Origin of the sequence: Caulobacter sp. (genome assembly GCF_039596335.1) — a bacterium.
Lineage (GTDB): Bacteria > Pseudomonadota > Alphaproteobacteria > Caulobacterales > Caulobacteraceae > Caulobacter.
The window spans coordinates 23255-47948 of sequence record NZ_JBCNJZ010000005.1; the positions used below are offsets into that span (position 1 = coordinate 23255).

A 24694-nucleotide genomic window follows, 5' to 3' on the forward strand; every position below is an offset into this window, starting at 1 on the left:
GCCCTTCTTCGTTCTGGGGTGTGGGACCCTGATTACATCGGGTTGACCGGCGTGACCGGCGCGGGAGCAGCCGGAGCCGGAATGACCAGCGGCGGCGGTTCGGCGATGGCCGGGGCGGCCGGCGCAGCGCTCACGGTCGGCGGGGCGGCCGGAACGTTGGCGCTGACATTAGCCGAGGCGGCCTCGGCCGACGGCGCGGTCTCTTCCGCGACCGGGGCGGCGCGGCGGGCGGCGCGGGCCGGAGCGGCGGCGCGCGGCTTGGCCGAGCGAGCGACCGGCGCCGGGGCCGGAGTGGGCTCGTTTACCGCCACTTCAGTCGGCTGCGGGATCGGGGTCGGCGCAGCGGCGGCCGGCGAGACCGGGGCCGTGGTCGGGGTGTCGGCGACCGCGGTCTGCATCGACTGCGCATCCGTCGGGGCCTCGGCGCGATTGGCCGTCATGGCCCAGATCATGGCGCCGGCGGCGACGGCCACGACGGGCACGCCGACCAGAAGCGGCAGGTTACCGGACGCCTTTTTCTTCGGCGTGCGAGCATAGACCGGCTGGGTCGGAAACAGCGCCGAAGCATTGGGGTCAGTCGTCACGACCGGTTCCGGAGCATCAAAATTAAGAGTGGGTCGGGCGGTGGGCATTTCTACCTCCGTAGGTGAGCAGTTCGGAAGATGAACGGAGGTGATAACTAAGCGGTTCCCTTGCCCCGCAATGGCGCCGGTTTTGACTCAATCCCGCCTTATTCAAGGAAGTTCAAAAACGAACGGTTCTGCTTGCGCCTGGCGATGTCAAAGCCTTGCCAGGCCTGGAACTGAGAAGATGATCATGGCGGCGTCCGAGAGCTTTTCCGGCCCGGCCCGCTTGATGTAGAGAGACGGCCATGACGCAAGATTCCAAAACGATCCAAGGTCGCACCGGCCCCTGGGAAATCGTCCTCGGCCTCGAGGTCCACGCCCAGGTCGCCAGCAAGTCCAAGCTGTTCTCCGGCGCTGCCGTCGGCTTCGGCGCGGGTCCGAACGAGCAGGTCAGCCTCGTGGACGCGGCCATGCCGGGCATGCTGCCGGTGCTGAACGGCTTCTGCGTCGAGCAGGCCGTGAAGACGGGCCTGGGCCTGAAGGCCCAGATCAACCTGAAGAGCCGCTTCGACCGGAAGAACTACTTCTATCCGGACCTGCCGCAGGGCTATCAGATCAGCCAGTTCGACCAGCCGATCGTCGGCGAGGGCGTCGTCACCGTCGAGCGCGATGACGGCACGACCTTCGACGTGCGCATCGAGCGCTTGCACCTGGAACAGGACGCGGGCAAGTCGCTGCACGACCAGGATCCGAACGCCACCTACGTGGACCTGAACCGCGCGGGCACGGCGCTGATGGAGATCGTCTCCAAGCCCGACATGCGCACCTCGGAAGAGGCGGCCGCCTACGTCAAGAAGCTGCGCACGATCCTCGTCTACCTGGGCACCTGCGACGGTGACATGGAGAAGGGCAACCTGCGCGCCGACGTCAACGTCTCGGTCTGCCGTCCCGGCGACTACGAGAAGTTCCGCGAGACCGGCAGCTTCAAGCATCTGGGCACGCGCTGCGAGATCAAGAACGTCAACTCGTACCGCTACATCCAGCAAGCCATCGAGTACGAAGCTCGTCGCCAGATCGAGATCCTGGAAGACGGCGGCGTGATCGACCAGGAAACCCGCCTGTTCGACCCGACCAAGGGCGAAACCCGCTCGATGCGGAGCAAGGAAGAGGCGCACGACTACCGCTACTTCCCCGATCCGGATCTGCTGCCGCTGGTCCTGGACGCGGCCTGGGTCAAGGAACTGGAACAGACCCTGCCGGAACTGCCGGACGCCAAGAAGGCGCGCCTGCAGAGCCAGTACGGCCTGTCGGCCTATGACGCCGGCGTGCTGATCATCGAGAGCGACCGCGCCGACTACTTCGAAGCCGCCGCCAAGGGCCGCGACGCCAAGCTGGTGTCGAACTGGGTGACCAACGAACTGCTGTCGAAGCTGTCGGCCGGCGGTCACGAGATCGCCGCCTCGCCGCTGCCGTCGTCGGACATCGCCCAGCTGGTCGAGCTGATCGAGAACGGCACCATCAGCTCGAAGATCGCCAAGGAGGTCTTCGAACACATGTGGGCCGGCGAAGGCCGTCCCGCCGAGATCGTCGAGAAGCGCGGCCTCGTGCAGATCAACGATACCGGCGCCATCGAGAAGGCCATCGACGACCTGATCGCCGGCAATCCCGACAAGGCCGAGGCTGTGAAGGACAAGCCGCAGGCCCTGGGCTGGTTCGTCGGCCAGGTCATGAAGGCCACCGGCGGCAAGGCCAATCCGGGCACGGTCAACGAGCTGCTGCGCAAGAAGCTGGGCGTCGCCGAGTAGCCTTTGCAGGCAGCCTGACATGACGAGGGCCCGCAGCGTGAGCTGCGGGCCCTTCTTCGTTGATGCGAGGCTTTCTTAGTTGGGCGAGGCCGGCTCTTCGGCGTGACCCTTGTGCTTCTTGGACTTCTTGGCGGCCTTGGCGTCGTCGGCCGGGGCGGCTTGCTCTTCAGCGGCCGGCGCGGTGGCCGCGGTCGGGCTGCCCAGGTCGGTGGCGCTGCTGGCCGGCGGGGCGGCTTCGGTCGACGGCAGGGTGGTGGCGCTGTCGGCGGGCGGCAGGGCGTCGTTGGTCGGGGCGGGCGTCGTCACGCTCGACTGGGGATCGGCCGGAGTGGTCTGCGGCAGGGTCGACTGGGCGAAGGCCGAACCGGCGAAAGCGGCGGCGGCCAGCGACAGGGCGGCGGCGGAGATGCGCAGGGTCTTCATCGGGCGGAACCGTGTTGCTGCAACGTCGGAGTGTGACGCAGGACAAACGCTGACGGCGCAATGCGGTCGAAATGACTTCGCAATGGGGCTTTGCAGCCCCATACGCGGCGAGGTTGCGGCGCTCGTGACCGCAAAACGGCGCCCTGAGGAATACTCAGGACGCCGTTCTGGGTTTCGCAGGACCAGTTCAGGTCTAGCGGTTGGCGATCACGTCGAAGATCAGGCCTGTGGCGATCGCGGCCAGGATGTAGTCATTGCCGCTACGGTACCAATAGTAGCCGCGCGGCGGAGCGCGCAGGCCGTAACGGCCGTAATCGTTCATCCGGTAATAGTCGCCGCGATAGTATTGCGGCAGATAAGCGCCGCGACGCCAGGCGGTGTAACCGGGGCGATAGCCCGGACGGCCGTAATAGGCGGGCGGCGGCGGGCCGTAGGACCAGCGATTGTTGTAATAGTAGCCGTTGTGACGGCCACGATCCCAACGGTCGCCGCGGTCCCAGCGACGGTCATCACGACCCCGGTCCCAATGACCGCGATCACGACCCCGATCTCCGCGATCCCAGTCGCGACCGCCGCGGTCATGATGGTCCCAGCGACCGCGGTCCTGGGCGGACGCCTGGCTGGCCGACATAGCCATCGGCCCGGCCACGGCGGCCACGGCGGCGATGGTGAGCATCAGACGTTTCATGTCGTCATCTCCTGATGGTCGGGCGGATCCTCGAGAGGCACCGCCGAAAAACTTCCCTCGACCTTGAAACGCACGATGACGCTCTTCGGCTGAACCGCATCTGAACGGCGCCGTCAGGCATGATTTGCGTGGCGAAGCCTTGGCGGGGAGGGCGCTCGCCGCCATGTTCTCGGGCAGCGAAAGAGAACCAAGGGAAGAAGCCCGATGAGCCGTCCGATCGAACTGCATTACTGGCCCACGCCGAACGGCTGGAAGGTCTCCATCGCCCTGGAGGAGATGGGGCTGCCCTATGAGATGATCCCGGTGAACATCGGGGCGGGCGAGCAGTTCAAGCCCGAGTTCCTGGCCATCAGCCCCAACAACCGCATGCCGGCGATCGTCGACCCGGACGGTCCGGACGGTCAGCCGATCTCGGTGTTCGAATCCGGGGCCATCCTGCAGTATCTGGCCCGCAAGACCGGCCAGTTCTACGGCGAGACCGAGCGCGACCGGGTCGAGATCGACCAGTGGGTCATGTGGCAGATGGGCGGGCTGGGGCCGATGGCCGGCCAGACCCACCACTTCCGCCAGTACGCCCCGGCGATCATCGCCGACCAGCGCCAGATCGCCTACGGCGCCATCCGCTACACCAACGAGACCCACCGTCTGTATGGCGTGCTGGAAAAGCAGCTGGAGGGCCGTGATTTCGTATGCGGCCAATTGTCCATCGCCGACTTCATGATCTGGCCGTGGATCGTTCCCTGGAAGAACCAGGGCATCATTCTGGATGAGTTCCCCAATTTGAGGACGTGGTTCGAGCGGGTCGGAGCGCGGGAAAACGTGCAGAAAGGCTTTAAGCTCGGGGCTGAACTGCGCTCCGGAGGCCTGCAATCTTCAGGGAAAGCGGCCGAAGAGGCCCGCAGAGTCCTGTTTGGCCAGCGCGCCCGTTAAGGCTCTGATTACTGTGATTTACACCCAGTAATCACGGTCAACAAACAGTAACCGACTGCGGCATTTATGCTCTCCACGCGCTTAACTATATGTTCAGTGGCGGGGGACTTCTCTTCCCTCAAGTTCAGAACCGGCAAGACGCCGGGGCGAGCTTGAGAGAGGAGATGAGCCAATGATGATGATGAATGAACCGCCGGCCGTCGTCGCCATGCTGCCGCTGCCGACCGTCGAGTCGACCGGTGACGAACTGTTTCGCATGGGCCTGCTGTATTCGACCGGCCAGGGCGGCGCCCCGCTGGACTACGTCTCGGCCCACATGCTGTTCAATCTGGCCGCCATGCGCGGTTCGATCGAAGCCAAGGTCTATCGCAAGGAACTGTCGCAAGAGATGGCCAGCGAAGACGTCGCTGAAGCCCAGCGTCAGGCTCGCGAATGGCTCGCCCACGGCTGAACCCGGTCTCCCGGGTTCAGGCTACCCTCAGCGGATGTTGCCGTTGACCGCGTAGCTGAAGCTGACCGGCAGTAGGTCACGGAAGTACTGCTGCATGAACAGACCCGTCTCGGCCACGCCGCTGCGGGGCACGTAGACGATATCGAAGCGGCGCAGGGGAACGAGATCCGCGCCGCCGGGGCTGGTCAGACCGCGTAGCAGGTCCGCCGTCCGCATCATCGCCCGGCCGTCGGGGCCGCGACGAATGATCACAACCTGATTGCGCTTGGCGCTGGTCTTGAAGCCGCCCGCCTGAATGATGGCGCGCAAGGCGTCGCCGTCGCCGGCCATGTCGAACACGCCGGGCGTGCCGACCTCGCCGCCCACGAACACCTTCAGCGGCGTCGTCGACTTCACCGAAACCTGCACCTGGGGCCGCAACAGCTGGCCGGCATAGGCCTGGCTGATCGAGCCCTGCAGTTCCTCGATCGTACGGTCGGCCGCCATCACCGGATTGATCAGCGGCAAGGCGATGCGCCCGTCGGGCTGCACGATGGCCGTCTTGTTGAGTTCAGGAGCCGAGGGCACCGCCACATCGACCTCATCGCCCGGATAGAACCGATACGACGGCTCGTCCTCGGTCCAGTCGGCGTAACCGATATTAGAGAAGTTGGCGGTAGGTCTGGGACCCGGGGTGACCGGTTCGACGTCCATATGGCCGCAGGCGGACACTCCGCCCGCCAGCAGGATCACGGCTAAGGCCGTCGAGAGGTGCGTGCGGCTCTGCATGCGACAAGTCTTAACAGGAATGGGTAACGAACCCTTAAGGCTGGTCGCCCCACGGTGCGAGCAAGTTTGGATCAATTGGATTCGCATGTCGACGAGCGCCTGGACCAGCGTGCCGCATGACTCGCCGCCTCGCATGGCGGCGAGCGGCCCCGCCGCGCGTCCGCGCTATGCGCCGACCGACTTCGTCACCCTGTTGTGGCGCGAGCGTTTCCTGATGCTGCTCGTATTCGTGATCATCGTCGCCCTGGGCTTCGCGTTCGCGACCACGCTGAAGAAGAGCTACACGGCCCAGTCCAGCCTGTTCGTCCGCCTGGGCCAGGAATATGTCTACGAGCCGCGCGCCGGCGATGCGGGCCGCGGCGCGGTGCCGACCACCGACGAGGTCATCCAGTCCGAAGCCGAAATCCTGGGCAGCGGCGCGCTGCGCGAGCGGGTGATCCGCAAGATCGGCTTCGCCAAGATCTTTCCGCAGCTGGCGGGCAAGTACGCCGGCGCCACGCCCGAGGGAAAGCGCGTCCTGATCGCCGAGGGGCGCGACGCCATCGGCAAGAGCCTGAAGATCGAGACCGCGCCGGACAACTCGATCATCCGCCTGTCCTATCAGAACGACGATCCGGAAATGGCCGAGAAGGTGCTCAACACTTTGCTCGAGGAATATCTGGTCTACCGCCGCAGCCTGCTGATCGGCGGCGACAACACCGTGCTGCAGCGTCAGCGCGACATTTTCTCGCAGAAGCTGGGGCAGGCCGACGCCGCCTATCAGGACTTCCTGACCAGCAACGACATCGGCGACTTCACCGCCCAGAAGACCTCGCTGACCCAGCTGCAGGCCAGCGTCGAGCAGCAGCGCTACTCGGTGGAAGCCCAGCTGCAGGATCGCAGCGGTCGTCTGGCCGTGGTCGAGGCCGAGCTGGCCAAGACCCCGACCGAGTCGATCATCTATCGCGACGTCGACATGTCGGCCTCGGTGAAGCTGGCCCAGCTGAAGCTGGACCGCGAAGGCCTGCTGGCCCGCTACACGCCCGGCGCCCAGCCGGTGCAGGACATCAACGCCCAGATCGCCCAGCTGGAGCGCGGCCTGGCCGCCGGTCGCACGGGCGGCGAAGGCGCGCGTCGCAGCGGTCCCAACCCGATCTGGCAGACGCTGGCCAGCACCCGCAACGACCTGCGGGCCGAGGTGGCGGCGCTGCAGCAGTCGCTGACCGCCTACGCCCAGCAGTCCCAGAGCGTGAATGAGCGCCTGCTGCGCCTGGCCCAGCTGGAGCCGCAGTTCAACGAGCTGTCGCGCGACCGCGACGTCCTGTCCTCGAACGTCCGCGACTTCACCGTCCGCGAACAGCAGGACGAGGCCCAGCGCCAGATGTCGGCCGAGACCAGCGACAACATCCGCATCGTCCAGCGCGCCGTGGCGCCTTCGACGGGCAAGAGCCTCAAGAAGCCCGTGCTGCTGCTGGCCGTCATGTTCGCGGGCTTCACCGCCCTGTGCGTCGGCCTGATCCGCATGTTTCTGCGTCCGGGGCTGCAGACGCCGGCCTCCGCCTCGCGCACCCTGGGCATGCCCGTCCTGGCTACGGCCGGGGTCAAGCGGTGAGTGCTTTCGTCGCCTTTCGCCGACAAGGTTAGTATCGCAACTTGCGACGTCCTGACTACGCGGCGATTCGGTAGATGGTGGATTTGAACGTCGAGATGACCGAACTGTGGAGCGCCCTGGGTGCGCCCGCGGCTGGCCGTCCGCATGTCATCCAGTTCATCTCCGCGCGGCGGGGCGAGGGGACCTCGACCGTTGCCCGCGAGTTCGCGCGTTTCGCCGCGCGTCGCGCCGGTCGTAAGACCTGGCTGATCGACCTGGACCTTTCCAGCCCCAGCCAGTTTCGCGAACTGGCCGGCGACCCCGCTCGCTATGGCCCGATCGGGCCGGCGGTGGAGGCCTCGCCAGACGGCTCCGTCTTCTTCACCGTCCAACCGCCCGCGCCGCGCGCCGAGGGCGGGGTCTGGCCGGACGCCAAGTTCCTGACCGGCCACAGCGTCGGCGGTCCGCGCCTGTGGGTCGCCCGCTTCAACCGCGAGGCCCTGCGCGGTCGTCAGCAGGCTCACATCATTCCGTCGGCCGACTATTGGCGGGCGCTGTCCAAGCACGCCGAGTTGATCGTCGTCGACAGCCCGTCGCTGGACCGCTCGCAGGCCGGTGTGACGATCGCCGAGCACATGGACCAGACCGTCCTTGTGGTGTCGGCCGACCAGCCCGACGTGCGCCGCCCGGCCATGCTGCGTGATGCCGTCACCGCCGCCGGCGGCCGTTGCGCGGGCATGTTCTTCAACAAGGTCTCGGTCGAGCCGCCAGGGTTCCTGAAGGCCATCCTGCCGTGACCTGGGACGCCGCGGAGGCGGAAGCGCCGCCGCGGATCTGGAATACGGCGCTGGCGATGATCGCCGCCGTGGTCATGCTGCTGATCTACAGCGCCGCCTGGCAGCTGCCGCTGTTCGGCGACAAGCCCGACCCGGCCGCCGCGGGCCTGGCGCGCACCGCCTATCTGCCGGCCTATGCCCTGGCCTTCCTGCTGATCCTGGCGCGGCCTTGGAACACGGCGCGCGTGGCGGCGCGGCAGCCGTTCCTGCTCCTGCTGATGGGCATCGTCGTGGCGTCCATCGCCTGGTCCGTCGCACCGAACGCCTCGATCCGCCACGGCTTCGCCGCCGCCTGCACGACGATCGCGGGCCTGGCCCTGGCGGCGGGCTTCCGTTGGATTGATCTTTCGCGGCTGCTGGGCATCGTCTTCGCCGTGCTGGTGGTCGCCAGCTATGGCGTCTGCCTGGCCGCGCCCTCGATCGCGGTGGTGAGCGAGACCTTGCCCGGCGGTTGGCGCGGTCTCTGGATGGCGCCGGGCACGCTAGGCGGGCTGATGGCGCTGGGCTGCTGCGTCCTGTCCGCCACGGCGCTGATGGACGCCGACCTTCGTAAGCTGTGGCTGGCCTTCGCCGGCCTGGCCGCCGGTCTTGTTTTGATGTCGCGATCCGGCGCGGGACTGGCCGCGTTGGCGGTCGGGCTGACGGCTTTGAGCTTCGTCTGGGCCTGTCGGCGTGGCGCGACCCGCGGGGCGACCGTGGTCGGCGTCCTGCTGTTGGTGCTCTTCATGCTGCTGGCGGCCAGCACGCTGTTGGGGAAGGAGGCCGTGGTGACGGGCCGCACGCCGCTCTGGGCGACGGCGCTCAGCCAGATCGAGCAGCGGCCCTGGCTGGGCTACGGCTATGGCGCATCGGCCGGCCAGAGCGTCCGCAACGCCTGGATCGAGCTGTGGCTGGGCGTGGGTCTGTTCGGCCTGATGGCGTGGGGGCTGTTCTACCTGCAGGCCCTGGCCTTGGCCGTGATTGCGGCGTTTCGTGACAGCGGCGCGCTGCTGGCCTTTCCGGTGCTGGCGGCCTTCACCCTGGTCAGCCTGACCGAGAGCGTCGCCATGGCCGACAACGATCTGCGCTGGGTGGTGTTCGTCGCCGCGGCCGGCAAGCTGGCCTTCTCGGACCGCGTCTGGGACGGCTAGAGGCCGATCCGCCGCGCGCCTTCGGCCACGGTCACCACGTCGAAGCCTTCCGCCACCGCCCGGTCGATCAGCCGCTCCAGCGCGCCCGTCGTGCAGCCCCACTGCGAGGGCGCTTCGGCCACATCGTGCGTGTAGAGGATCAGCCAGGCCTTGCGGGTCTTGGCCTTGTCCAGCCAGCTGTTGGCGACGGCCTCGCCGTCTGCGCCCTCGATGCCCACGGCCGGCGCCTGGTTCAGGTCCGCGCCGTCGGCGATCAGGCCGTGGTGCAAGGCGCGCAGGGTCTTGAAGCGGCCCGCCAGCGCCGCCTTGGCCGGCGCGCCGACATCGCCGTAAGGATAGGCGAAGCTGACCGGATCGCCCGTGCCCCATTGCGCCAAGCTGGCGGCGTTCTGGTCGACATCGGCCAGGGTGGTCGCCTTGGACGACTGGCCGCAGTCCAGGTGCGAGAAGGTGTGGCAGGCGATCTCGTGCCCCGCGTCGTGCAGGCGGCGGGCGTCGGCGCCGGTGGCGAAGCGGCCCATCGGACCGTCGCGCCCGGTCAGACCGGCGGCGAAGTAGTAGGTGCCGCGCAGGCCGCGGGTTTCCAGCGCCTTGGCGCCGGCCTCGCAGGCGGTGGCCGGGGCGTCGTCGAAGCTGAACGACACCATCGGCCGTTCCAGCGCTACCTTGGCCGGCCGGCGGTGGGCTAGGCGGATCAGGCGGCGGCGCAGCTTGCCCTTCAGGGTGCGGTCGGGCTCGTAGGCGTCGACCTTCTCGAACTCGACCTGCATCAGACGGCCTCGATGTAGAGAGACGCACGGTACAGCCGCATGGCGAATGCGCGCAAGGAAACGGGAGCGGCCTCGGCCAGGGCGACGCGCTTCAGCATCGGCCGCCACACGTCGCGCAGCGGGACGCTCTTCAGCGCGCTGGCGACCTTGTAGCTGGGATAGGCGCTGACGATGTCGCGGTGCGTGGCCACCACGCGGGCGAAGTTGGCCGCCGACTGCTCGTACTTGGCGGCCATGGCCGGGGCGGGATCCAGGCCCAGGTGGGTGGCGGTGTTGTCGATGTGCAGGATCGGATGTTGGCGCACGACCCGCATCGCCCACTCGACGTCCTCCCAGCCCCAGCCGGCGAAGCCCTCGTCGAAGCCGATGGTCTCGAAGACGTCGCGGCGGACCAGCAGGTTGGACGTGAAGACGTGCTTCTCCGGGGCCTTGGCGCGCTCGGGCGCGGGTGTGCAGTCGCTCTTCAGCGCCATGGCGCGGTGCAGGGCGTGTTCGGGCCGCTGGGGCGTCTGGTCCAGGGTGAAGCCGCCGAACGCCACCGGCGCGTCGCCCTGGGCCACGGCGGACCAGCGCGACAGGAAGTCGGGCGTATCGGGAAGCATGTCGCTGTCCAGGAACAGGAAGTGGCCGCCGCGGGCGTGGCTGGCCAGGCGGTTGCGGCCCTTGGCGCGGCCCTCGTTGCTGGACAGCCGCACGAAACGGGCCGGCACGCGCATCTTCTGGATCCGTCGGGTGATGCGCTCGGCCAGGGCGTCATCGCCGCCGCCGTCGTCCAGCACCACGATCTCGGCCTCGACGCTGGGATCGTCCAGGGCCTTGAGCAGGGCGCTGGGATCGTCGCGGAAGGTCGGGATCAGGACAGACAGGCGCGGCTGGGCGCTGGCCCAGGCGGCGTTCTCGAGGCGGATTTCAGTGATGGGGACGGTCATAGGGCGGGGGCCCTCCGACGAATAAGGACAGAAAGCTTGGCGCGCAGACCGCCGACATCGAGGCCCAGCACGATCACGCCGTAGACGGCGGCGCCGACACCGGCCTTCAGCGTCAATTCCACGATACCGCCGAACGCGGGCACGAGCGACACACAGGCGGCCATGGCGGTACAGGCGGCGCCGGCCTTGGCCAGCACGCCCCACGGGATCGGCAGCGGACAGGTGCGGCGGCTCAGGCCCCAGGCGACCACGGCGCCCAGGCCGTAGCTGATCGTCGTGGCCCAGAGGGCGCCGTCCAGACCCATGCGCGGGATCAGGACTAGGTTGAGGATCGCGTTGACGACCGCCGGGATGGTCATGCTGACCAGCAGCAGCGACGTGCGGCGAGCCAGCAGGAAACCCTCGACCAAGTAGTAGGCCGTCACGCCCGACAGCCAGCCGCTGGCGGCGATCCAGGGCGTGACGTGGCTGGCGCCGTCGCGCAGGGCCTCGCCCACCATCAGGTCGGCCAGGGGGCGAGCGACCAGGGCCAGGCCGACAGCGGCGGGCAGGGTCAGCAGGATCATGAAGCTGGCCAGCTCGCGGGCGGCCTCGCTCAGGGCGGTCTGACCGCCGCGCTCCAGCGCCGAGATCAGCGCCGGCATCCCGGCCATGCCCAGCCAGATGAACACCACGTCCAGGGTGCGGCTGCCCAGCGAATAGCCGGCGTGGTAGACGCCGACCGTCGCCTCGTCGAGGAACGCGCCCAGCAGCAGGCGATCGGTGCTGGCCAGCACCAGGGCCAGGATCAGCGACAGCGACAGCGGCAGGCCATAGGCGGCGTAGGTCCGGGCGAGGCTCTTGTCGAACTTTCCGCCGGCCATGCGCTTCAGCTCGCCCGGCAGCACCACGGCCACGCAGATCGCGGAGATGACGCCGACGCCCAGCACCGGGGCCGCGCCGCCCAGGCCGGCGAAGGCCAGGGCCAGGCCGACCGCGAAGCCGCCGGCCGTCTGAGCCATGCCCAGCAGCGCCGCGCCCGAAACCTCGCCGGCCGAGCGGCGACGTTCCTGGGCCATCTTCATCAGGCTGTTGACCAGGGTCGAGGCCAGGGCCGCGGCGATGGCGATCTTCAGGGGTTGGTTCAGCGGCAGCAGCAGGGCGATGACGCAGGCCGCGGGGATCAGGACCGCCGCACCCAGCCACAACCGGTAGAGGGTGGTGAAGTGATCGGCCAGCCGGCCGTCGCCCTCGCGGGTCGCCAGAAACCGGGCCATGGCGGCCTCGATCCAGTTCAGCAGGCAGGTGTGGATCAGACTGCCGACCGAGAAGGCCAGGGCATAGGCCCCGTACTGGGCCGGATCCAGCACGCGCGTGAACAGGACGATGGTGAGCAGGCCCACCACGCCCTGAACGATATTGACCGGCAGATAGCCGAGGACGCCGCGCCAGAACATGTCTGCGCCTAGCGCACCGCCGACCGATCCCCGAGCAGGCAGGGAATGGTCATGGCGATGACATAGAGGTCCAGCCAGAAAGACTGGCGCTCGATATATTCGACGTCGAGGGCGACGCGGACGCGGACGCTCTCGGGGGTGTCGACCGGACCGCGCGAGCCCTTGATGGCGGCCCAGCCGGTCAGGCCGGGCTTCATGCGGTGGCGATGGGCGTATTGGGCCACCAGCTTGGCCGACTCGACGCCACCGGTCTTCATGCCGATGGCGTGGGGGCGGGGACCGACGATCGACATCTCGCCGGTCAGCACGTTGAACAGCTGCGGCAGCTCGTCGAGGCTGGTCTTGCGGATGAACTTGCCGACCTTGGTGACGCGGTCGTCATTGGCGCTGATCTGGCGCGCGGCGCTGGCGTCGGCCATCTCGTGGCGCATCGAGCGGAACTTCCAGACCAGGATCGCCTCGTTGTTGAAGCCGTGACGGCGCTGGCGGAAGAAGATCGGGCCGGGGCTGTCCAGCTTCACGGCCAGGGCGACCAGCAGCATGACCGGGCCGGCGACCAGCAGGCCGAGGCCGGCGACGACCACGTCCTGAGCGCGCTTGGCCAGGGCGCGGCGCTTGGAGCCGGCCTTGGCGCCGGTCAGGTCGCTCTCGTGGCCGGCCGCGATGCGGGCCAGGGCCTGGTCGTCCTCGGCCGGACCGCCCACGTCGATGAACAGGTTCAGCGGGTTGGGCAGCACGTCCAGCTTCTCGACCAACTGGCGCACACGGGCCTGGGCAGTCGAGGCGACGGCGATCACCACGCGGTCGACATAGGGCATGATGCGATGGTCGAGCAGGGCGGTGGTGTCGCCCAGCACCGGCACGCCCATGATGTTCTCCGGCGCGCGGTCCAGGCGGTCGTCGAACACGCCCAGCACATTGACTTCGCCCGTCCGCATGGCCGACTCGATCAGGCGCTGGGCGTTGGCGGTGGCGCCGACCACAACGACGTTCGGCGTCAGGCTGCCCTTGGCGCGGCCGCGGGCGATGATCGTCCACCAGGCGGCGTGCAAGGCCATGAAGGCGACGACGGCGCCCGCCAGCGTCCCTGCGACGAGGGCGTCGCTTCGGTGCGCGCCGAGAACTGGCAGCGACGTGGCGCCGACGGCGGCCGTGAGGGCGACGACGACGGCGCCGAGATGATTGGGCAGGCCTTGCTTGCGCGGGAAGGCGTAGCCGCCGGTCAGGCGCAGGCCCGCGGTGATGACCACAGCCCACAGCACGCCGGCCATCACGTGGCCTTGCAGCGCCAGGGCCAGGGCGAAGCCGGCCGCAGCCAGCATGTCGACCACGCGGAACGTCCGCGCGAGCAGCCGGGCCTCCAGACGCGCCCGCGACGGCACCAGCTGGCCCGGCCGGAACGGTCCGCGTCGGGCGCGTCCCGGATCGCCGCCGGCGCCCTGCACGACGCGCTGCGTGATCTCCCCGGAGGCCGAGAAGGCCGAACCGGACGGGGCGTTGGAAGCAGGCGAGGGCAGTGGACGCATGACGCTCGTCTTTGAAAACCTGCGTTCAACCTAACGGTGGCGTCTGAGCACCCCGTTAACATCGCGATTTTCCGCAAAAGCGCCGTTGTCATGTCCGGGCGAACAGGCTATCTGACCGCTCCCTCTCAGGAGGAGACGTGGCCGAGAGGCTGAAGGCACCGCTTTGCTAAAGCGGCATACCTCAAAAGGGTATCGAGGGTTCGAATCCCTCCGTCTCCGCCATTTACTCTCAATAAAAACAAGCACTTAGCCGCGCCCGCGGTGACGTGTTTGGCGCAGGTAACACGCTCTGAGTTGGACACCCTGATGGCAGGTTATCCGTCATCAGTTGGTTATTCGACCGATTCGAAGGCGTCCCAGAGGTCACCAGCGTTGGTCCGCAGGTAGCGCTGTTCAGTGATAACGGTGTTCGCGTGTCCAGCCCAGCGGCTCACGAAGTGCAGCGGCATCCCGGCCTGGATCAGTCGGGTCAGGCAGGTGTGACGGAACGTGTGAAGGTTCACGTCGTCGATGTTGCCCTCACCGCCGAGGCGGATGTCCTCGCGGATCGTGTCCCACATGTACCACGCGGTGGCCGGCGTCATAGGGAACAGCCGGTCATCCGTCATGATGGCCTGGAGATACGGGACGGTCTCCATGATGGCCTTTGAGAGCGGCACTGGGCGAGCCTTGCCGGACTTAGTCGCTTCAGGCGGCAGCGACAGCGTCGGCCGGCCCTTATGCTCGATGATCCAGCTCGGCTTGGCCTGGAGCGGCTCACTGAGCCGGAAGCCGCCGTCGATGAGCCAGCGGAGGAGGGCGCGAAAGCGTTTCCACTGGCGCATAGGCTCACGGGCCATGCGAGCGTCGACCGCCTGGAAGATCAGGGCCTCCTCCTCGGGGGAGACGACGCGATCCTTCTCGTTCTTCACGACGATGACCGGCATGGTCGGGCGGGCGTCGATGAGCTTGCGCTTCTTGGCCCCGGTCAGGGCGCGACCCACGGTGTCCATCTTCCGCTTCACGGTGGCCGGGGCGTACCCCTTGTCCTCAAGGGCGGTCTTCAGGTCGACCAAGGTCTCGTCGTCGACATCCTTGACCAGCTTGTCGCCGATGAACGACGACAGGATCTTGATGTTCGACATGACGGTGCGCTGGGACTTGGTCCGGGCAGCCGACCACTCGTCCTTCAGGAGGAGGTCGAACAGCGCGGCCATCGTCAGGCCGCCGACCTTGGTGCGAGCCGGCTGACCCGTGGTCTGCGCGGCGGGCGGCTCGATCTTGCCCAAGATGAGGTCACGAGCGAGCTTGCTGGCCTCGGCCTTGTCGCGCGTCCCTAGGGAGACGCGGCGGCGTTTGCCAGTCTCATCGTCGAAGTCGACGAACCAGATGCCGCTAGGCTTCTGGCTGATGGGGAGTTTCATCAGGCATCTCCAAGGATCTTGGCGACCGCCTCCACGCCCAGCGCCGACAGGCGCAGGTATTTCCGGCGGCGGTCATCGGGGTCGATCTCCTGGGTGATCCAGGAGAGGGCATCAGGGTGGACGCGGTTCGGCTCCATGAAGAGGCCGAAGGTGCGCTCTAGGGAGCGGCCCAGGATCGGCGAGCCGCGCATGTCCTCGCCGCCCATCTGGGTTAGTTCAGCCAGCGTGATCGACTGGTTCCGAATGTGGTGCATCGCCACCATGCAGAACGCCATGATCTGGCGGGCCGACGTTCTCGGTGGTGTGATCGAAGTCACGCCCGCCAGAAGACTGGCGAAACGCTCTAACTCGTTCGCGGAACGAGGATGCAGCTTTTGCTGCGAAGTCGATGCGCTCATGTTGTTGCTCCGTAGTCCTCATCAATGCTCCGCTAGGGTTATTCGGGCACGGGGGACCAAGTCCTCTCACAACTGAGGATGGCCTCCGTGTCAATACGTAGGCCGCTCTGAGGCGGCGATTACTGGGAAAAGTCGTGGTGGAGATTCGGAAACGTTAATTTCTGTGGCGGTTCTAGGGCTCGCGTCAAAAGTGTCAACGCGCGTGATTCGCGCCCTACCGCGTCAATCTGCCACACCCCCGTGTACAAGCCTGCCCTCGGGGTTTGTTCTCCCATTGTTCCACGTCATTTTCGGACGTCGCCGTTAACGGTTGAGGCCGCTTTCGCCTACCGCGCGCCGAACTCCTCGACATAGAAGTGGTCGGAGGGGAACAGCGCACCCAAGTCGGCAGCCACGGCGGAGGCGAGGCGGCGCTTGGTGTAGGACAGGCCGGTGCGTCGGCCGTTCATGTGGACTTCGAACATCGGTTCAGGGACCGTTCTGCGTTTGGGGTTGATGCGAGGAAGGCGGCTGAGCCGCTCTTGATGTTCTTCTTCTGTTCATGGAGGGTGCGGGCATGACCCACGACCCTCCGCGAATTGGCGAACTCGTCGCTGCTGAACAGCGGCTGGAGATTTGGTGCGAGAACCTGAGGTGCTCCCGGCCGAGGCCAGTGATGTGGAGCCCTCAGGAGGCCATCGAGCGGCTTGGAGCCGACACGACGTATGTTCAGGCTGGCCGGCGGCTCTACTGTCCGGCGTGTCGGGCGGCCGGCTACGACACGAGGGTGTCCGTTCGGGCCTCAATTGAGGACTTCTACGACCGGCTGAACCGCGAGAAGCTCGCGGACTACGCCGAGAAATACGGGCAGGAAGCCGCAGTCGCCCTAGAGCGTCACTGGGCGCTAGGCCCCATGTCGAGCTGCGCGGCTGGTGGCCCCAGCTCGAAGTCGGCGCGCGGCGCTAAACAGGTCGGCGATGGCGACGTTAAGCGCGGCGGCAGTGACGCCAGTGGGCCAGCGGGAAACCGGAGTGCCTTCGAGTAGGCGGGCGCGCTTCTCCAAGAGAACAGCGGCTCGCTTCGGGTCGGGCAGGGCCTGCGCCTGGGCGACCAGGGAGGTGACGGTTGTAGCGAGGTCCATCAGGCGGCCATCGGCAGGCTGTCGTCCACCAGCCCGCCCCACTGGGCGGCCATGGCGTTGGCGATGCCGGGGAAGAACCTGACGCGCTCGCGCCAGCGGTCCTTGTTCCAGCCGGACGCCCGGTGGATCTTGGACCACGCCTTGCCCTCCTCGGACTTCTGGACGGGCGGGGTCAGCGGGTCGACCGGCGTCAGCGCCGGCAGGCCTCGGAGATAAAGCCCCGTCGCCTTGAAGACCGGCTCGCCGAACCACCAGGGCTGCACGAACTGGGTCGGCTCCTGATAGTTGCGTATGCGGGCCTTGGCATGCCGGTGCATCTTCGGGTTCTCGACGCACACCCGTTCGATGGGCGCGTTCCAGAACGCCGAGAACAGCTCGGCCCCTTCGTCCAACTCGGCCCACATGCTCTCCAGTGTGCGGCCCGGCGGCGGCGTGTGGAGCCAGCGCAGGCCCGACAGGCAGAGCCGGGTGCAGGGCGGATGGGCGACCATCAGCAGGTCCCAGCCATCGTTGAGGAGGTCGCGGGCGTCGCCAACGATGTGGCGGTTGCTACCGTCCTCGGCCGGGAGGATGTCGCAGGACCACGCGTCGTGACCCAGAGCGTTGAAGGCGTTGCGGACGGTGCCCGAGAACTCGCAGGCGACGAGAACCTTGAGCGGTTTGTCAGCCATCATCAGCGACCCTCCGCGAGGGTGTCTCGGACGCCGTGGGCGGCCTGAATGAGGTGACCGGCGCAGCGCTGGGCCACGATGCCGCCTTGCGCCCATTGCTGGGCGGCCAAGGCCTCGGTGACGTTCGCCAGTCCATGGTCGGCTACGAGGGTGCGGAGAGCGTCGGCCGCGCTGGCCGGTACGCAACGGATGTCCAAGAACAGGCCTCCAAGCGAAGCCGCCGGACCATCCAGCGGCTTGGACAGGAGGCCCCCGCGCTTTCGCGGAGGCCGCTTTGAGTTGGGGATTAGACCGCTTGGAGCACCCGGAAGCCTTGCGCCTCCAGCGTGTTGACCCAGTCCCTACTGCCCATGGCGGCTGCGGCCAGGCGGAAGGCGGTTATGTTGCGGGCCAGAGCCGGGTCCAGGCCTTCCACGCTGATCTTGATGCGGCTCACGGCGTTCTCCACGGCGGCCGAGCGCTTGTCGTAGCCGTAGCCCGAGGCCCAGCCCTTGATCATCTGGAGGCCCAGGATGTGGACGAAGGCACAGAGCCGCCCCTCGCCCTTCTTGGGGAACTTCAGGGCCACCGTGGCGACCCGCTCGCCCTGGTCGTCAAGGACGACGAAGGCGGACACGCTGCGGAAGGCGGAGGCGTGTTGGTCGTAGATGTTCGGCTTATCGAGCATGACTTCCCACCAGCGCGGCTAGGCGCTGTCCTCTTGTTCTTCTGGGGTTGTTGGGGTTAGGGTTCGGAGGTGGCCCCCGGCGTTGGAGCGCCGAGGACCGGGTAGCTGGCTAGAGCAACCGGAGGATCAGGCGGACGACCCACCTGATCCTTTTGCTTTTCCAGCGGACCCCAAAGCGCAACCGAAGCATTGCTTTGCCCTCCGTGGTAGGCCGACGACCGGTCGGCCATCGGGCGGACGTATGAGACGCCGCGACCGCCCAGCAGGCGGTTTCGACCCTGTCTCAAGGGGTCATCATCAGGCGGCTATGTGGCGGTATTCCCACGAGCCGGGCACGGCGGCCCAACCATTGGCGACAGCCCAGGGGTGGAGGTCCGCGAGGCTAGAATAGGTCGGGGACACAAGCTCGCCCTCGCGGACTGGCCGCCCGACGTTCCGGCGAAAGAGGAAGGTTGCCGGGGCGTCACCGCCCGGCGGGACGCACTGGATCGCCAACTCCACTTTGCGGTGATCGGCGACCGCCTCGACAGTCCATAGCCACCCGTTGAGCCGGATGAACTGTTGCCCGTCCATGTCCCACGCCTTGAAGGTCGCGTCATAGTCGGTGCCGGGCTCGACTAGCAGGGCGAGGCACTGCCCGATGTCGTTGCAAGCTTCGATTTCCGAGGTGAACCCGGCCAGGATGGCCACGTTGTCGGTCATGGCGTTTCGGCCCTCCAAGGCCATCATCAGCGGCGCAGGATCAGCGCCGGACGCCAGCCCCCGGTTTGACGCGGAGGCCGCTCTGAGTTGGGTATCGGGCCTAGGCGGCCCGGCTTATTATGGTGGCGGCGGCCGGGAAGGGGCGCAGCGTCGCCGGGCTGTAGTCGAAGCAGCGGCCGGTGATCTTTGTGAGGCCCCAAGCCCAGGCCCGAGCGGCCCAGAGGTGGCGGACGACGCAGGCCACGCCGTGAGGGCGGGTGCAGTCGAACACTTGGTAGACTTGCATGTGTTTCGGCCCTCCTTGAGCCGTCATCAGGAGGGCGGATCAGCCCTCGACACGTTCCCTGCCGAGACCAGCCTGAGACCTCAGAGCGCTTGACGATGACGGGGTCCGTACCCCGCCCTGGCCTTGCGCCGTGGTCCCCGACTACCAGTCAGAGGAGGGGCCATATGCTTGGCGGCCCTCTCGCCGTACCGCTCCGTTGTGGCCCCGTTGGCCGCCCCGTCTCGATGTCCAACTGATAGCGTTCTCCGCTCTGAGTTGGCAATCCAGAAAATGCTCGTAGTCCGTAACTTTCTCACATCTTCATGAAATCATTGAGATAATTTCAGCCGCGGCGAATGGTCGCCAGGAGCCCTCTCTACGCGGGCGGCGCGCGGACATAGAGAACCTTCCCGGAACGGCGCAGGCGGGCTAGAAGAGGCCTCAGGACGGCTCCAGGCGGGCCAGGAGAGGGCGGGAAGCGGTCATGCGGACACACTGGACGGCTAGGTCGGGAACGGCCCTGGCGGTGATCCTCTGGGCCATCCCGGCAGCGCTGGTGGCGGACGTCCTTTGGCGGGTGGCAGGTTGGCTTGAGGGGCGCGAGGTTGCTCCGGGCGCTGCACCGGGCTGGGCCGTGTTCGGCCTCTGGGCGCTTATGGCGGGCTCTTGGTGGCTCCGGGCGAAAAAAGCAGGGCGGCTCAAGGGTGAGCGCGCCAGCGATTGAGGCCTTGCGGCCTGGCTGTCGTCGCTCGATGTGGCCCAGAGCAGGCCGAATGAGGCCCTATGGCTCTACAGGGGCCATCAAAAGTGAGCCCAATCAATATCTTGCCCATAGGGTGTGCCGTGCAGGTGTGCCGGGCGCAGGCCTCGGGGTGACCGGAGGGCCTCTCCGGGCCTACCCCCTACGGGGGGAAAGCGGCGCGGCTGTCCCTACGTCTGGGGGTTCGTGAATTTGACCCCAAAACCATCGGACTCTCCAGGAAGCCCCAGGAGGACTCGAAGACCTCTCAGGGCACATCCGTAGCCCAGGACCCTGTCCCGCCCCTCCAGGACCCCTTCCTGAGTCACGGCGGGCCGTTCCTCAAGACCACATCAGGTCTACCGGAAGATCAGGGGAGGGGAGACCACCCCCGGAGATAATTCTCCGAGGGGGTCTTGAAGGTGGGCTCTAGGTTTCTACGTAAGAACTTAGAGATTACTTAGAGAGAGATAGACAGGTAATAGGTAGGTCGTAGTCTAAGACTTAACCCCTAGTCACCTGAAGCTACCTCCTGACCGGCCTACCTCTGCCCCGTGCCATCCCGCCCTTGGGCTGGGACACGATGGCTCCGACGATGGTGCCGGCGAAGAACTCCCTCTCGAAGGCGGCGTCAGCCTTGCGCCGGTAGTCGGCCTCGGCCTTCAGCGTGTCCGCGTTCAGGTACTGGGACCAGTACTGGAGCGCCAGGGCGAGGACGTCCAAGCGGTCGTCATGCTTCAGCGAGCCGCGCTGAGAGGTCAGGTGGGTGAGCTGGTAGAGGCCCCGGCGGACGGGGTCGGGGTGTGCGAGGTCGCGGCGGATCACGTCCTCGTCGACCACCAGACGGTGCTGGCGCAGCACGGGCTCGATGAACGAGATCATGCGCGCTTCCTTCTGGCCGGTACTCTTGATGCCCTCCAGGGCGCAGACGCGCTTGCGGGCGAGGACCGGTTCGAACAGCCGGCGGAACATGCCGTCACCGAAGTTGTCTTCGGCCACGATGAGGTTGACCTCTTCCTCCGCCGCGACGGTCGCGAGGGCTTCGAGGGTCTCATCGCAGAAGCCGTCCTGGAAGCCACCCCAGCGCCGCACGAAGACCATCCCGTTGAGGAACTTGGTCACGACGTAGCCGGTCTCGTCCTTGCCTCGGCCCGAGGGGTCGATGTGCATGACGCTGCCGGTGAAGTCGGCGAAGTCCGGGCTGGCGTACATGGGCCGGAAGAACCGGTCCCCGTCGAACCCGACGTTGGCGTAGTCCTTCAGGATCAGGTCGGGGCTCGAAGCCCACGCCAGGCGAACCGGGGCGATCCTCGGGTTGACCGAGGTGACGATGAGGTCCCGCGTCTTGAGCGGGTACTTGTCCCCGTCCGACAGCGAGGTGTCGAGCTGGAACTGGAGCAGGAAGCCGGCCGGGCCGTATTCGGTCTCGCGCTCTAGGAGATCGAGATCCGAGAAGCGGGCCGTGTCGGTCGACGCGCCGCCGAGGGTGGTCCCACGAGGGACGCAGAGCGACGGGTCGCGCTCCATGTCGGCCAGGAGCAGCGGGGCGAGATGCTCGCGGTAGAACGACAGGCGGGCCTGGGTCGGGTACCGGGCCGTCCAGATGCGGACAGCGTAACCCTTCTCGGCCAGCTTGCGGTAGATCGACTCCTGGGTCTGGGGCGTGCCCAGCCAGATGATGTCGCCGCCGGGCTTCAGGATAGCCGCGTATTCCTTGGTGCGGGCTTCGAGCTTCTCCCGCATCCCCTCGGTCTCGGCGTTCTTCGGGACCTCGACGTCGTCGGAGATCACGAGGTCACCACGAGAGCCGGTGAGCTGGCCGAAGATGCCGACCACCTTCACGGAGGGCGACTTGTCGGGCACGGCAGCGCCGACGTCGAAGGCCAGGGTCGAGGTCCGCTGGCCGGGCTTGGAGCGCAGCTCATCCCACAGGCCGTCTCCGGCGGGGTGGTCGATGATCTGCTTGATGAGGGTCGCGCACTCGGTGGCGAGGGTCTCGTTGGCCGAGACGATGACGACCTTGAGGTTGGGGTCCTTCCACAGTCGCCAGACGACGTAGGCGCATGTCAGGAAGGACTTGCCGACACCCCGGAACGCTTGGATGAAGCGGCGTCGGGGGCCGGTCGCGAGGAAGCGGGCGACGTCAAGTTGAACGCGGGTGGGGACGGGGAGCGAGAGAACCCGCGTCCAGACGAACCAGCAGAACTTGAGGAAGTCACCCTGCAGTAGCTCTCGCGAGGATGGCGAAGAGAGGGTCAGGTGTGCCTTGAGGTGGCCCGTGGAGACTCCTGGAGGGGGTCAGGACGGGCGAAGCGAGGGGCTCCGCTAGGGTGGTAGCGAAGCCCGCTCTGAGTTGGTTATTTCCAGATGATCATGCCGACCACGTCATCCACCGCCGTAGCCGTGGTGTCGTTGTCAGCGAGGCCGCCAGTGATGGCGTAGCCCAGGCCAGCGGAGAGGCTGATGCCGTGGGTGGACTCGAAGTCCGACACGACACCGGGTGCGAGGACCAGGGTGAAGATCGGGACGTCCGACGCGACGGGCGCGGTCGCCTTGTTGTAGAACTTCAGGTAGCGCGGCGCGGCGGCGTTGTTGAACAGACGCCAACCGTAGCAGCGCCGAGCGCCGGTACCGACCAGGGTCAGGTTCGTGGTGGCCAGGGTGCGGACCTTGGCGACCGAGAGGCCGCCAGCGTTAGCCTGGGCGTCCACCGTGATGTTGGCCGACAGCGTCGAGCCGTTCTCCAGAGCAGCGGCGGGGACGTTCGACAGGCAGACGTTCGACTGGATCGAGCCTGAGGTGAAGGCCGAGACGCGGGCGCGCATACGCTTGCCGATGGCGGGGAAGCACCACGCACCGACGCCGGTCGATGCAACGACGCCAGCAGCCTTGGAGCCCACCGCCAGGCCGATCACGCTGAACCAGCTCACGCCGTCCAGGGTCTGCTCAAATTGTGTGGTGCCGGCGAAGGTGCCGAACAGTTGGACCACGGCGCTCTGTGCGGCCGAGAGGTCGACGTCGAAGAGGATGTCGGCGACTGCACCTCCAGGGGTGCCGGCCACGACGGTCGAGTAGACGACCGGAGCGCCGGTCTCAGGGTCGATGAGGAAGGCGGCTTCGGCCGAGCCCACCGCTTGACGCGGCAGGCGGGGTAGTTGGTGGTCCATGGTGTCCTAGTGCGGAGCGCCGAGGGCTTCGGCGTCGAGGTCGAGGTCGGCCAGCTCACGGGCCAGGGAGTCCACACGGGGCGCGGCTGCCGGGGCGTCCACGCCGTTCTGGGCGAGGAACTTCATGACCTTGTCGAGGAGCTGAGGGTTGATGGGGGTGCCGCTCTCGGCGGCGGCCTTGCGGGCGGCGACCAGCTCCTCCTGGAGGATCGCGGACAGCAGCCCGTGGAGCGCGTCGAGCGCTGCCTCAGAAGCGCGGCCGGTCACTCGAAGACCTTCCCGAGGAAGGCCGAGAGGAGGGCGCTGGCCACGGCGGCGGCGATGGAGGCGATACCCACCGCCAGCCACTTGAACTTCTCAAGGACGACAAGGCGGGCGTCATGGTCATCGTGGACCGTCTCGTGCTTCTCGAAGCGGCGTTCGGTCTCGCCCCGGTGCAGCCCGAAGGCTTCAATGAGGGCGGTCAGCTTGCCGTCGATCCGCCCCAGGAGGAGGTCGGTCGAGGGCGTGTCGTGGTCGTTCAAGGGGATCTCAGAGTGGGCCTAGCGTAGGCCGGTGAGAAGCGCGTAGGCGCGGACAGAGGACCAGATAGTCCAGCGTTTCCATGAGGGTACGCGGAGAACCTGAAGTGCCTCACGGAGGATGCGGTCGGCCTCGCGCCTAGAGCGCGTTCGGTCGTCGCAGAGAATGTCGTGGATGACGTAGGCCTTAGCGGCCCGGTCGAAGGGGTTGATCAGCCATCTGGCGAACCAGGGGATCGACCCGAAGTCGGTGACGTAGAGGGCCGGCACGGTCACCGTGTCGCCGCTGCCTAGGTGACCGACGTCGTAGGAGAAGGGCAGGAGCAGACGCCCGAGCCCTCGCCCGTCGCGGTCCTCAGAGAGGACTTCCACGACGAGCGGGGTGGTGAAAGTGGACAGCTAGACGACCGTTGCGGCGAACCGGAAGAGGTCGTCGAGTTGGGCAGAGGTTAGGCCCTGGCTTTCGCCGAGCTGAGAGACCTTCGAATGGTTCCGGTGGAACTCCGAGGTCTCCGCCCAGTAGAGCTGGAGGCTTCGGTCGCCGCTGGTCGCAATGGCATCGTCGAACTGGTCGAGGAGGCCGAAGTGCAGCAGCGCCTGCTTGGCCTGCATCCGGCTGACCTTGTCGGGGACCGGAGGCGGAGGAGCGGGGCCAAAGGTGGTGACCTCGTGAGGGACGCCAGAGCGGACTTCGAGGGTCCGGCCGGTGACTACTTGGCCAGCCGGCGGGGGCTCGGCGAGGACGATAGACAGCACGCCGATGTCGGCGAGTTGTTCAGGCGTCCAGAGGTTGATGATGTTGCCGGGATACTGGACCTCGCCGGCCTCAAAGGGCAGGCCGTAGAGTTCGGTGGCGGTCTCACCACTGATCAAGGCGTAGGGCATACGGGTTCCTTAGAAATACCAAGTGAGGCGGACATATCCAGGTGCGCCGGGGCCAGCATCTTGCACGCCGTTGGCGGTCGCAGCGCCGCCGCCTCCGTAGTTCTTCCCCGCCATCGTGCCTGCGGAGCCGCCCGACCCGGCGACACCCGGGCCGGTCCCTGGCCATACGGCCGAGCCGCCCGACGCGTTCATGGTCGCGGGGGCGTACACGTAGTACCCAGCTCCACCGTGAACGGTACGCGGTGTCGTGCTGGGGACGTCGGTCGTGGCACTCCCACCGCGCGAGCCGGGGCCGCGAAGGAGGTAGTCAAGAGGGGTTGCCCCGACC

29 protein-coding genes and 1 tRNA gene are annotated in these 24694 nt (G+C 67.2%); 8 read left to right on the forward strand and 22 right to left on the reverse strand.

Going from position 1 to position 24694, the window contains the following annotated elements; all coding sequences use genetic code 11:
- Positions 1-32: 32 nt before the first annotated feature.
- A complete protein-coding gene (locus ABDW31_RS11505) occupies positions 33-584 on the reverse strand; it encodes a hypothetical protein (RefSeq protein ID WP_343698825.1) in 552 nt (183 codons plus the stop codon).
- 287 nt (positions 585-871) lie between these two features.
- Here ABDW31_RS11505 and gatB point away from each other — a divergent pair, with 287 nt between their 5' ends.
- Positions 872-2371 carry an Asp-tRNA(Asn)/Glu-tRNA(Gln) amidotransferase subunit GatB gene (gatB, locus tag ABDW31_RS11510; RefSeq protein ID WP_184718470.1) on the forward strand — a complete coding sequence of 500 codons (1500 nt, stop codon included), beginning with the start codon at positions 872-874 and terminating at the stop codon, positions 2369-2371.
- Between the two features lie 75 nt (positions 2372-2446).
- Here gatB and ABDW31_RS11515 read toward each other — a convergent pair whose 3' ends face one another.
- Both ABDW31_RS11515 and ABDW31_RS11520 read right to left on the reverse strand, forming a co-directional pair.
- Positions 2447-2794: a proteophosphoglycan 5 gene (locus ABDW31_RS11515; RefSeq protein ID WP_184718472.1), complete on the reverse strand. Its 348-nt coding sequence runs from the start codon at positions 2792-2794 to the stop codon at positions 2447-2449.
- Between the two features lie 193 nt (positions 2795-2987).
- Positions 2988-3482, reverse strand: a complete 495-nt coding sequence (locus ABDW31_RS11520) for an RcnB family protein (protein WP_184718474.1) — start codon at positions 3480-3482, stop codon at positions 2988-2990.
- Positions 3483-3686: 204 nt separating this feature from the next.
- Between ABDW31_RS11520 and ABDW31_RS11525 the strand changes: the two genes are divergently transcribed.
- Positions 3687-4412, forward strand: a complete 726-nt coding sequence (locus ABDW31_RS11525) for a glutathione S-transferase N-terminal domain-containing protein (RefSeq protein ID WP_184718476.1) — start codon at positions 3687-3689, stop codon at positions 4410-4412.
- A 172-nt stretch (positions 4413-4584) separates the two neighbouring features.
- Positions 4585-4863, forward strand: a complete 279-nt coding sequence (locus tag ABDW31_RS11530; RefSeq protein ID WP_184718478.1) for a sel1 repeat family protein — start codon at positions 4585-4587, stop codon at positions 4861-4863.
- Between the two features lie 27 nt (positions 4864-4890).
- Here ABDW31_RS11530 and ABDW31_RS11535 read toward each other — a convergent pair whose 3' ends face one another.
- Positions 4891-5631 (reverse strand): polysaccharide biosynthesis/export family protein, encoded by a 741-nt coding sequence (locus ABDW31_RS11535; protein ID WP_184718480.1) that lies wholly within the window; start codon positions 5629-5631, stop codon positions 4891-4893.
- An 85-nt stretch (positions 5632-5716) separates the two neighbouring features.
- On the opposite strand from ABDW31_RS11535, the gene ABDW31_RS11540 reads away from it, so the two are divergent.
- The 3 genes from ABDW31_RS11540 (at position 5717) to ABDW31_RS11550 (ending at position 9167) form a co-directional block, all read left to right on the forward strand.
- Positions 5717-7222, forward strand: a complete 1506-nt coding sequence (locus tag ABDW31_RS11540) for a GumC family protein (protein ID WP_184718482.1) — start codon at positions 5717-5719, stop codon at positions 7220-7222.
- Between the two features lie 74 nt (positions 7223-7296).
- Positions 7297-7998 carry a sugar kinase gene (locus ABDW31_RS11545; protein WP_184718484.1) on the forward strand — a complete coding sequence of 234 codons (702 nt, stop codon included), beginning with the start codon at positions 7297-7299 and terminating at the stop codon, positions 7996-7998.
- Complete coding sequence (locus tag ABDW31_RS11550; protein ID WP_343698826.1) at positions 7995-9167, forward strand: O-antigen ligase family protein; 1173 nt, start codon at positions 7995-7997, stop codon at positions 9165-9167. Before ABDW31_RS11545 ends, ABDW31_RS11550 begins: the two co-directional genes overlap by 4 nt.
- Here the strand turns inward: ABDW31_RS11550 and ABDW31_RS11555 are convergent.
- Genes ABDW31_RS11555 through ABDW31_RS11570 form a run of 4 tightly spaced genes read right to left on the reverse strand, consistent with a single transcriptional unit; the run spans position 9164 to position 13828 of the window.
- Positions 9164-9937, reverse strand: a complete 774-nt coding sequence (locus ABDW31_RS11555) for a polysaccharide deacetylase family protein (RefSeq protein ID WP_184718486.1) — start codon at positions 9935-9937, stop codon at positions 9164-9166. The two genes, ABDW31_RS11550 and ABDW31_RS11555, sit on opposite strands and share 4 nt — an antisense overlap.
- The gene (locus tag ABDW31_RS11560) at positions 9937-10866 is read right to left on the reverse strand and encodes a glycosyltransferase family A protein (RefSeq protein WP_184718488.1); all 930 of its coding nucleotides are present in this window, start codon (positions 10864-10866) and stop codon (positions 9937-9939) included. The genes ABDW31_RS11555 and ABDW31_RS11560 overlap by 1 nt, the downstream gene beginning before the upstream one ends.
- Complete coding sequence (locus tag ABDW31_RS11565; protein ID WP_184718490.1) at positions 10863-12302, reverse strand: lipopolysaccharide biosynthesis protein; 1440 nt, start codon at positions 12300-12302, stop codon at positions 10863-10865. Before ABDW31_RS11565 ends, ABDW31_RS11560 begins: the two co-directional genes overlap by 4 nt.
- Before the next feature lie 8 nt (positions 12303-12310).
- Complete coding sequence (locus ABDW31_RS11570; protein ID WP_184718497.1) at positions 12311-13828, reverse strand: exopolysaccharide biosynthesis polyprenyl glycosylphosphotransferase; 1518 nt, start codon at positions 13826-13828, stop codon at positions 12311-12313.
- 131 nt (positions 13829-13959) lie between these two features.
- Here ABDW31_RS11570 and ABDW31_RS11575 point away from each other — a divergent pair.
- A tRNA-Ser gene (locus tag ABDW31_RS11575) sits at positions 13960-14050 on the forward strand.
- Positions 14051-14160: 110 nt separating this feature from the next.
- On the opposite strand, the gene ABDW31_RS11580 is transcribed toward ABDW31_RS11575, so the two are convergent.
- The 3 genes from ABDW31_RS11580 to ABDW31_RS11590 all read right to left on the reverse strand — a co-directional run bounded on the left by ABDW31_RS11580 (position 14161) and on the right by ABDW31_RS11590 (position 16078).
- Entirely contained in the window at positions 14161-15231 is a 1071-nt protein-coding gene (locus tag ABDW31_RS11580; RefSeq protein ID WP_343698827.1) for a tyrosine-type recombinase/integrase, read from the reverse strand.
- Positions 15231-15629 carry a hypothetical protein gene (locus ABDW31_RS11585; RefSeq protein WP_343698828.1) on the reverse strand — a complete coding sequence of 133 codons (399 nt, stop codon included), beginning with the start codon at positions 15627-15629 and terminating at the stop codon, positions 15231-15233. The genes ABDW31_RS11580 and ABDW31_RS11585 overlap by 1 nt, the downstream gene beginning before the upstream one ends.
- 326 nt (positions 15630-15955) lie before the next feature.
- A complete protein-coding gene (locus ABDW31_RS11590; RefSeq protein ID WP_343698829.1) occupies positions 15956-16078 on the reverse strand; it encodes a hypothetical protein in 123 nt (40 codons plus the stop codon).
- Positions 16079-16185: 107 nt separating this feature from the next.
- Here ABDW31_RS11590 and ABDW31_RS11595 point away from each other — a divergent pair, with 107 nt between their 5' ends.
- Positions 16186-16653: a hypothetical protein gene (locus ABDW31_RS11595; RefSeq protein WP_343698830.1), complete on the forward strand. Its 468-nt coding sequence runs from the start codon at positions 16186-16188 to the stop codon at positions 16651-16653.
- A 95-nt stretch (positions 16654-16748) separates the two neighbouring features.
- Here the strand turns inward: ABDW31_RS11595 and ABDW31_RS11600 are convergent, their stop codons facing one another.
- The 11 genes from ABDW31_RS11600 to ABDW31_RS11650 all read right to left on the reverse strand — a co-directional run bounded on the left by ABDW31_RS11600 (position 16749) and on the right by ABDW31_RS11650 (position 24366).
- On the reverse strand, positions 16749-17423 hold the full coding sequence (locus ABDW31_RS11600) for a hypothetical protein (RefSeq protein ID WP_343698831.1): 675 nt from the start codon (positions 17421-17423) through the stop codon (positions 16749-16751).
- Positions 17423-17617, reverse strand: coding sequence for a hypothetical protein (locus ABDW31_RS11605; protein WP_343698832.1), 195 nt, complete (start codon positions 17615-17617; stop codon positions 17423-17425). Before ABDW31_RS11605 ends, ABDW31_RS11600 begins: the two co-directional genes overlap by 1 nt.
- A gap of 89 nt (positions 17618-17706) precedes the next feature.
- Positions 17707-18087 carry a hypothetical protein gene (locus tag ABDW31_RS11610; protein ID WP_343698833.1) on the reverse strand — a complete coding sequence of 127 codons (381 nt, stop codon included), beginning with the start codon at positions 18085-18087 and terminating at the stop codon, positions 17707-17709.
- A 297-nt stretch (positions 18088-18384) separates the two neighbouring features.
- A complete protein-coding gene (locus ABDW31_RS11615) occupies positions 18385-18789 on the reverse strand; it encodes a hypothetical protein (RefSeq protein ID WP_343698834.1) in 405 nt (134 codons plus the stop codon).
- A 100-nt stretch (positions 18790-18889) separates the two neighbouring features.
- Positions 18890-19075: a hypothetical protein gene (locus ABDW31_RS11620; RefSeq protein ID WP_343698835.1), complete on the reverse strand. Its 186-nt coding sequence runs from the start codon at positions 19073-19075 to the stop codon at positions 18890-18892.
- A gap of 1243 nt (positions 19076-20318) precedes the next feature.
- Positions 20319-22052 (reverse strand): phage terminase large subunit, encoded by a 1734-nt coding sequence (gene terL / locus ABDW31_RS11625; protein ID WP_343698935.1) that lies wholly within the window; start codon positions 22050-22052, stop codon positions 20319-20321.
- Positions 22053-22150: 98 nt separating this feature from the next.
- Entirely contained in the window at positions 22151-22960 is an 810-nt protein-coding gene (locus tag ABDW31_RS11630) for a hypothetical protein (RefSeq protein WP_343698836.1), read from the reverse strand.
- Between the two features lie 6 nt (positions 22961-22966).
- A complete protein-coding gene (locus ABDW31_RS11635) occupies positions 22967-23227 on the reverse strand; it encodes a hypothetical protein (RefSeq protein ID WP_343698837.1) in 261 nt (86 codons plus the stop codon).
- A complete protein-coding gene (locus ABDW31_RS11640; protein ID WP_343698838.1) occupies positions 23224-23484 on the reverse strand; it encodes a hypothetical protein in 261 nt (86 codons plus the stop codon). The genes ABDW31_RS11635 and ABDW31_RS11640 overlap by 4 nt, the downstream gene beginning before the upstream one ends.
- An 18-nt stretch (positions 23485-23502) precedes the next feature.
- Entirely contained in the window at positions 23503-23853 is a 351-nt protein-coding gene (locus ABDW31_RS11645; RefSeq protein WP_343698839.1) for a DUF1353 domain-containing protein, read from the reverse strand.
- A gap of 27 nt (positions 23854-23880) precedes the next feature.
- On the reverse strand, positions 23881-24366 hold the full coding sequence (locus ABDW31_RS11650; RefSeq protein WP_343698840.1) for a hypothetical protein: 486 nt from the start codon (positions 24364-24366) through the stop codon (positions 23881-23883).
- Positions 24367-24694 lie beyond the last annotated feature (328 nt).

Coding starts and splice junctions, on each gene's coding strand:
- gatB (WP_184718470.1), top strand. CDS start 872: ATGACGCAAGATTCCAAAACGATCCAAGGTCGCACCGGCCCCTGGGAA.
- ABDW31_RS11515 (WP_184718472.1), bottom strand. CDS start 2,794: ATGAAGACCCTGCGCATCTCCGCCGCCGCCCTGTCGCTGGCCGCCGCC.
- ABDW31_RS11520 (WP_184718474.1), bottom strand. CDS start 3,482: ATGAAACGTCTGATGCTCACCATCGCCGCCGTGGCCGCCGTGGCCGGG.
- ABDW31_RS11525 (WP_184718476.1), top strand. CDS start 3,687: ATGAGCCGTCCGATCGAACTGCATTACTGGCCCACGCCGAACGGCTGG.
- ABDW31_RS11530 (WP_184718478.1), top strand. CDS start 4,585: ATGATGATGATGAATGAACCGCCGGCCGTCGTCGCCATGCTGCCGCTG.
- ABDW31_RS11535 (WP_184718480.1), bottom strand. CDS start 5,631: ATGCAGAGCCGCACGCACCTCTCGACGGCCTTAGCCGTGATCCTGCTG.
- ABDW31_RS11540 (WP_184718482.1), top strand. CDS start 5,717: ATGTCGACGAGCGCCTGGACCAGCGTGCCGCATGACTCGCCGCCTCGC.
- ABDW31_RS11545 (WP_184718484.1), top strand. CDS start 7,297: ATGGTGGATTTGAACGTCGAGATGACCGAACTGTGGAGCGCCCTGGGT.
- ABDW31_RS11555 (WP_184718486.1), bottom strand. CDS start 9,937: ATGCAGGTCGAGTTCGAGAAGGTCGACGCCTACGAGCCCGACCGCACC.
- ABDW31_RS11560 (WP_184718488.1), bottom strand. CDS start 10,866: ATGACCGTCCCCATCACTGAAATCCGCCTCGAGAACGCCGCCTGGGCC.
- ABDW31_RS11565 (WP_184718490.1), bottom strand. CDS start 12,302: ATGTTCTGGCGCGGCGTCCTCGGCTATCTGCCGGTCAATATCGTTCAG.
- ABDW31_RS11570 (WP_184718497.1), bottom strand. CDS start 13,828: ATGCGTCCACTGCCCTCGCCTGCTTCCAACGCCCCGTCCGGTTCGGCC.
- ABDW31_RS11580 (WP_343698827.1), bottom strand. CDS start 15,231: ATGAAACTCCCCATCAGCCAGAAGCCTAGCGGCATCTGGTTCGTCGAC.
- ABDW31_RS11585 (WP_343698828.1), bottom strand. CDS start 15,629: ATGAGCGCATCGACTTCGCAGCAAAAGCTGCATCCTCGTTCCGCGAAC.
- ABDW31_RS11590 (WP_343698829.1), bottom strand. CDS start 16,078: ATGAACGGCCGACGCACCGGCCTGTCCTACACCAAGCGCCGCCTCGCC.
- ABDW31_RS11595 (WP_343698830.1), top strand. CDS start 16,186: ATGACCCACGACCCTCCGCGAATTGGCGAACTCGTCGCTGCTGAACAG.
- ABDW31_RS11600 (WP_343698831.1), bottom strand. CDS start 17,423: ATGATGGCTGACAAACCGCTCAAGGTTCTCGTCGCCTGCGAGTTCTCG.
- ABDW31_RS11610 (WP_343698833.1), bottom strand. CDS start 18,087: ATGCTCGATAAGCCGAACATCTACGACCAACACGCCTCCGCCTTCCGC.
- ABDW31_RS11615 (WP_343698834.1), bottom strand. CDS start 18,789: ATGACCGACAACGTGGCCATCCTGGCCGGGTTCACCTCGGAAATCGAA.
- ABDW31_RS11620 (WP_343698835.1), bottom strand. CDS start 19,075: ATGCAAGTCTACCAAGTGTTCGACTGCACCCGCCCTCACGGCGTGGCC.
- ABDW31_RS11630 (WP_343698836.1), bottom strand. CDS start 22,960: ATGGACCACCAACTACCCCGCCTGCCGCGTCAAGCGGTGGGCTCGGCC.
- ABDW31_RS11650 (WP_343698840.1), bottom strand. CDS start 24,366: ATGCCCTACGCCTTGATCAGTGGTGAGACCGCCACCGAACTCTACGGC.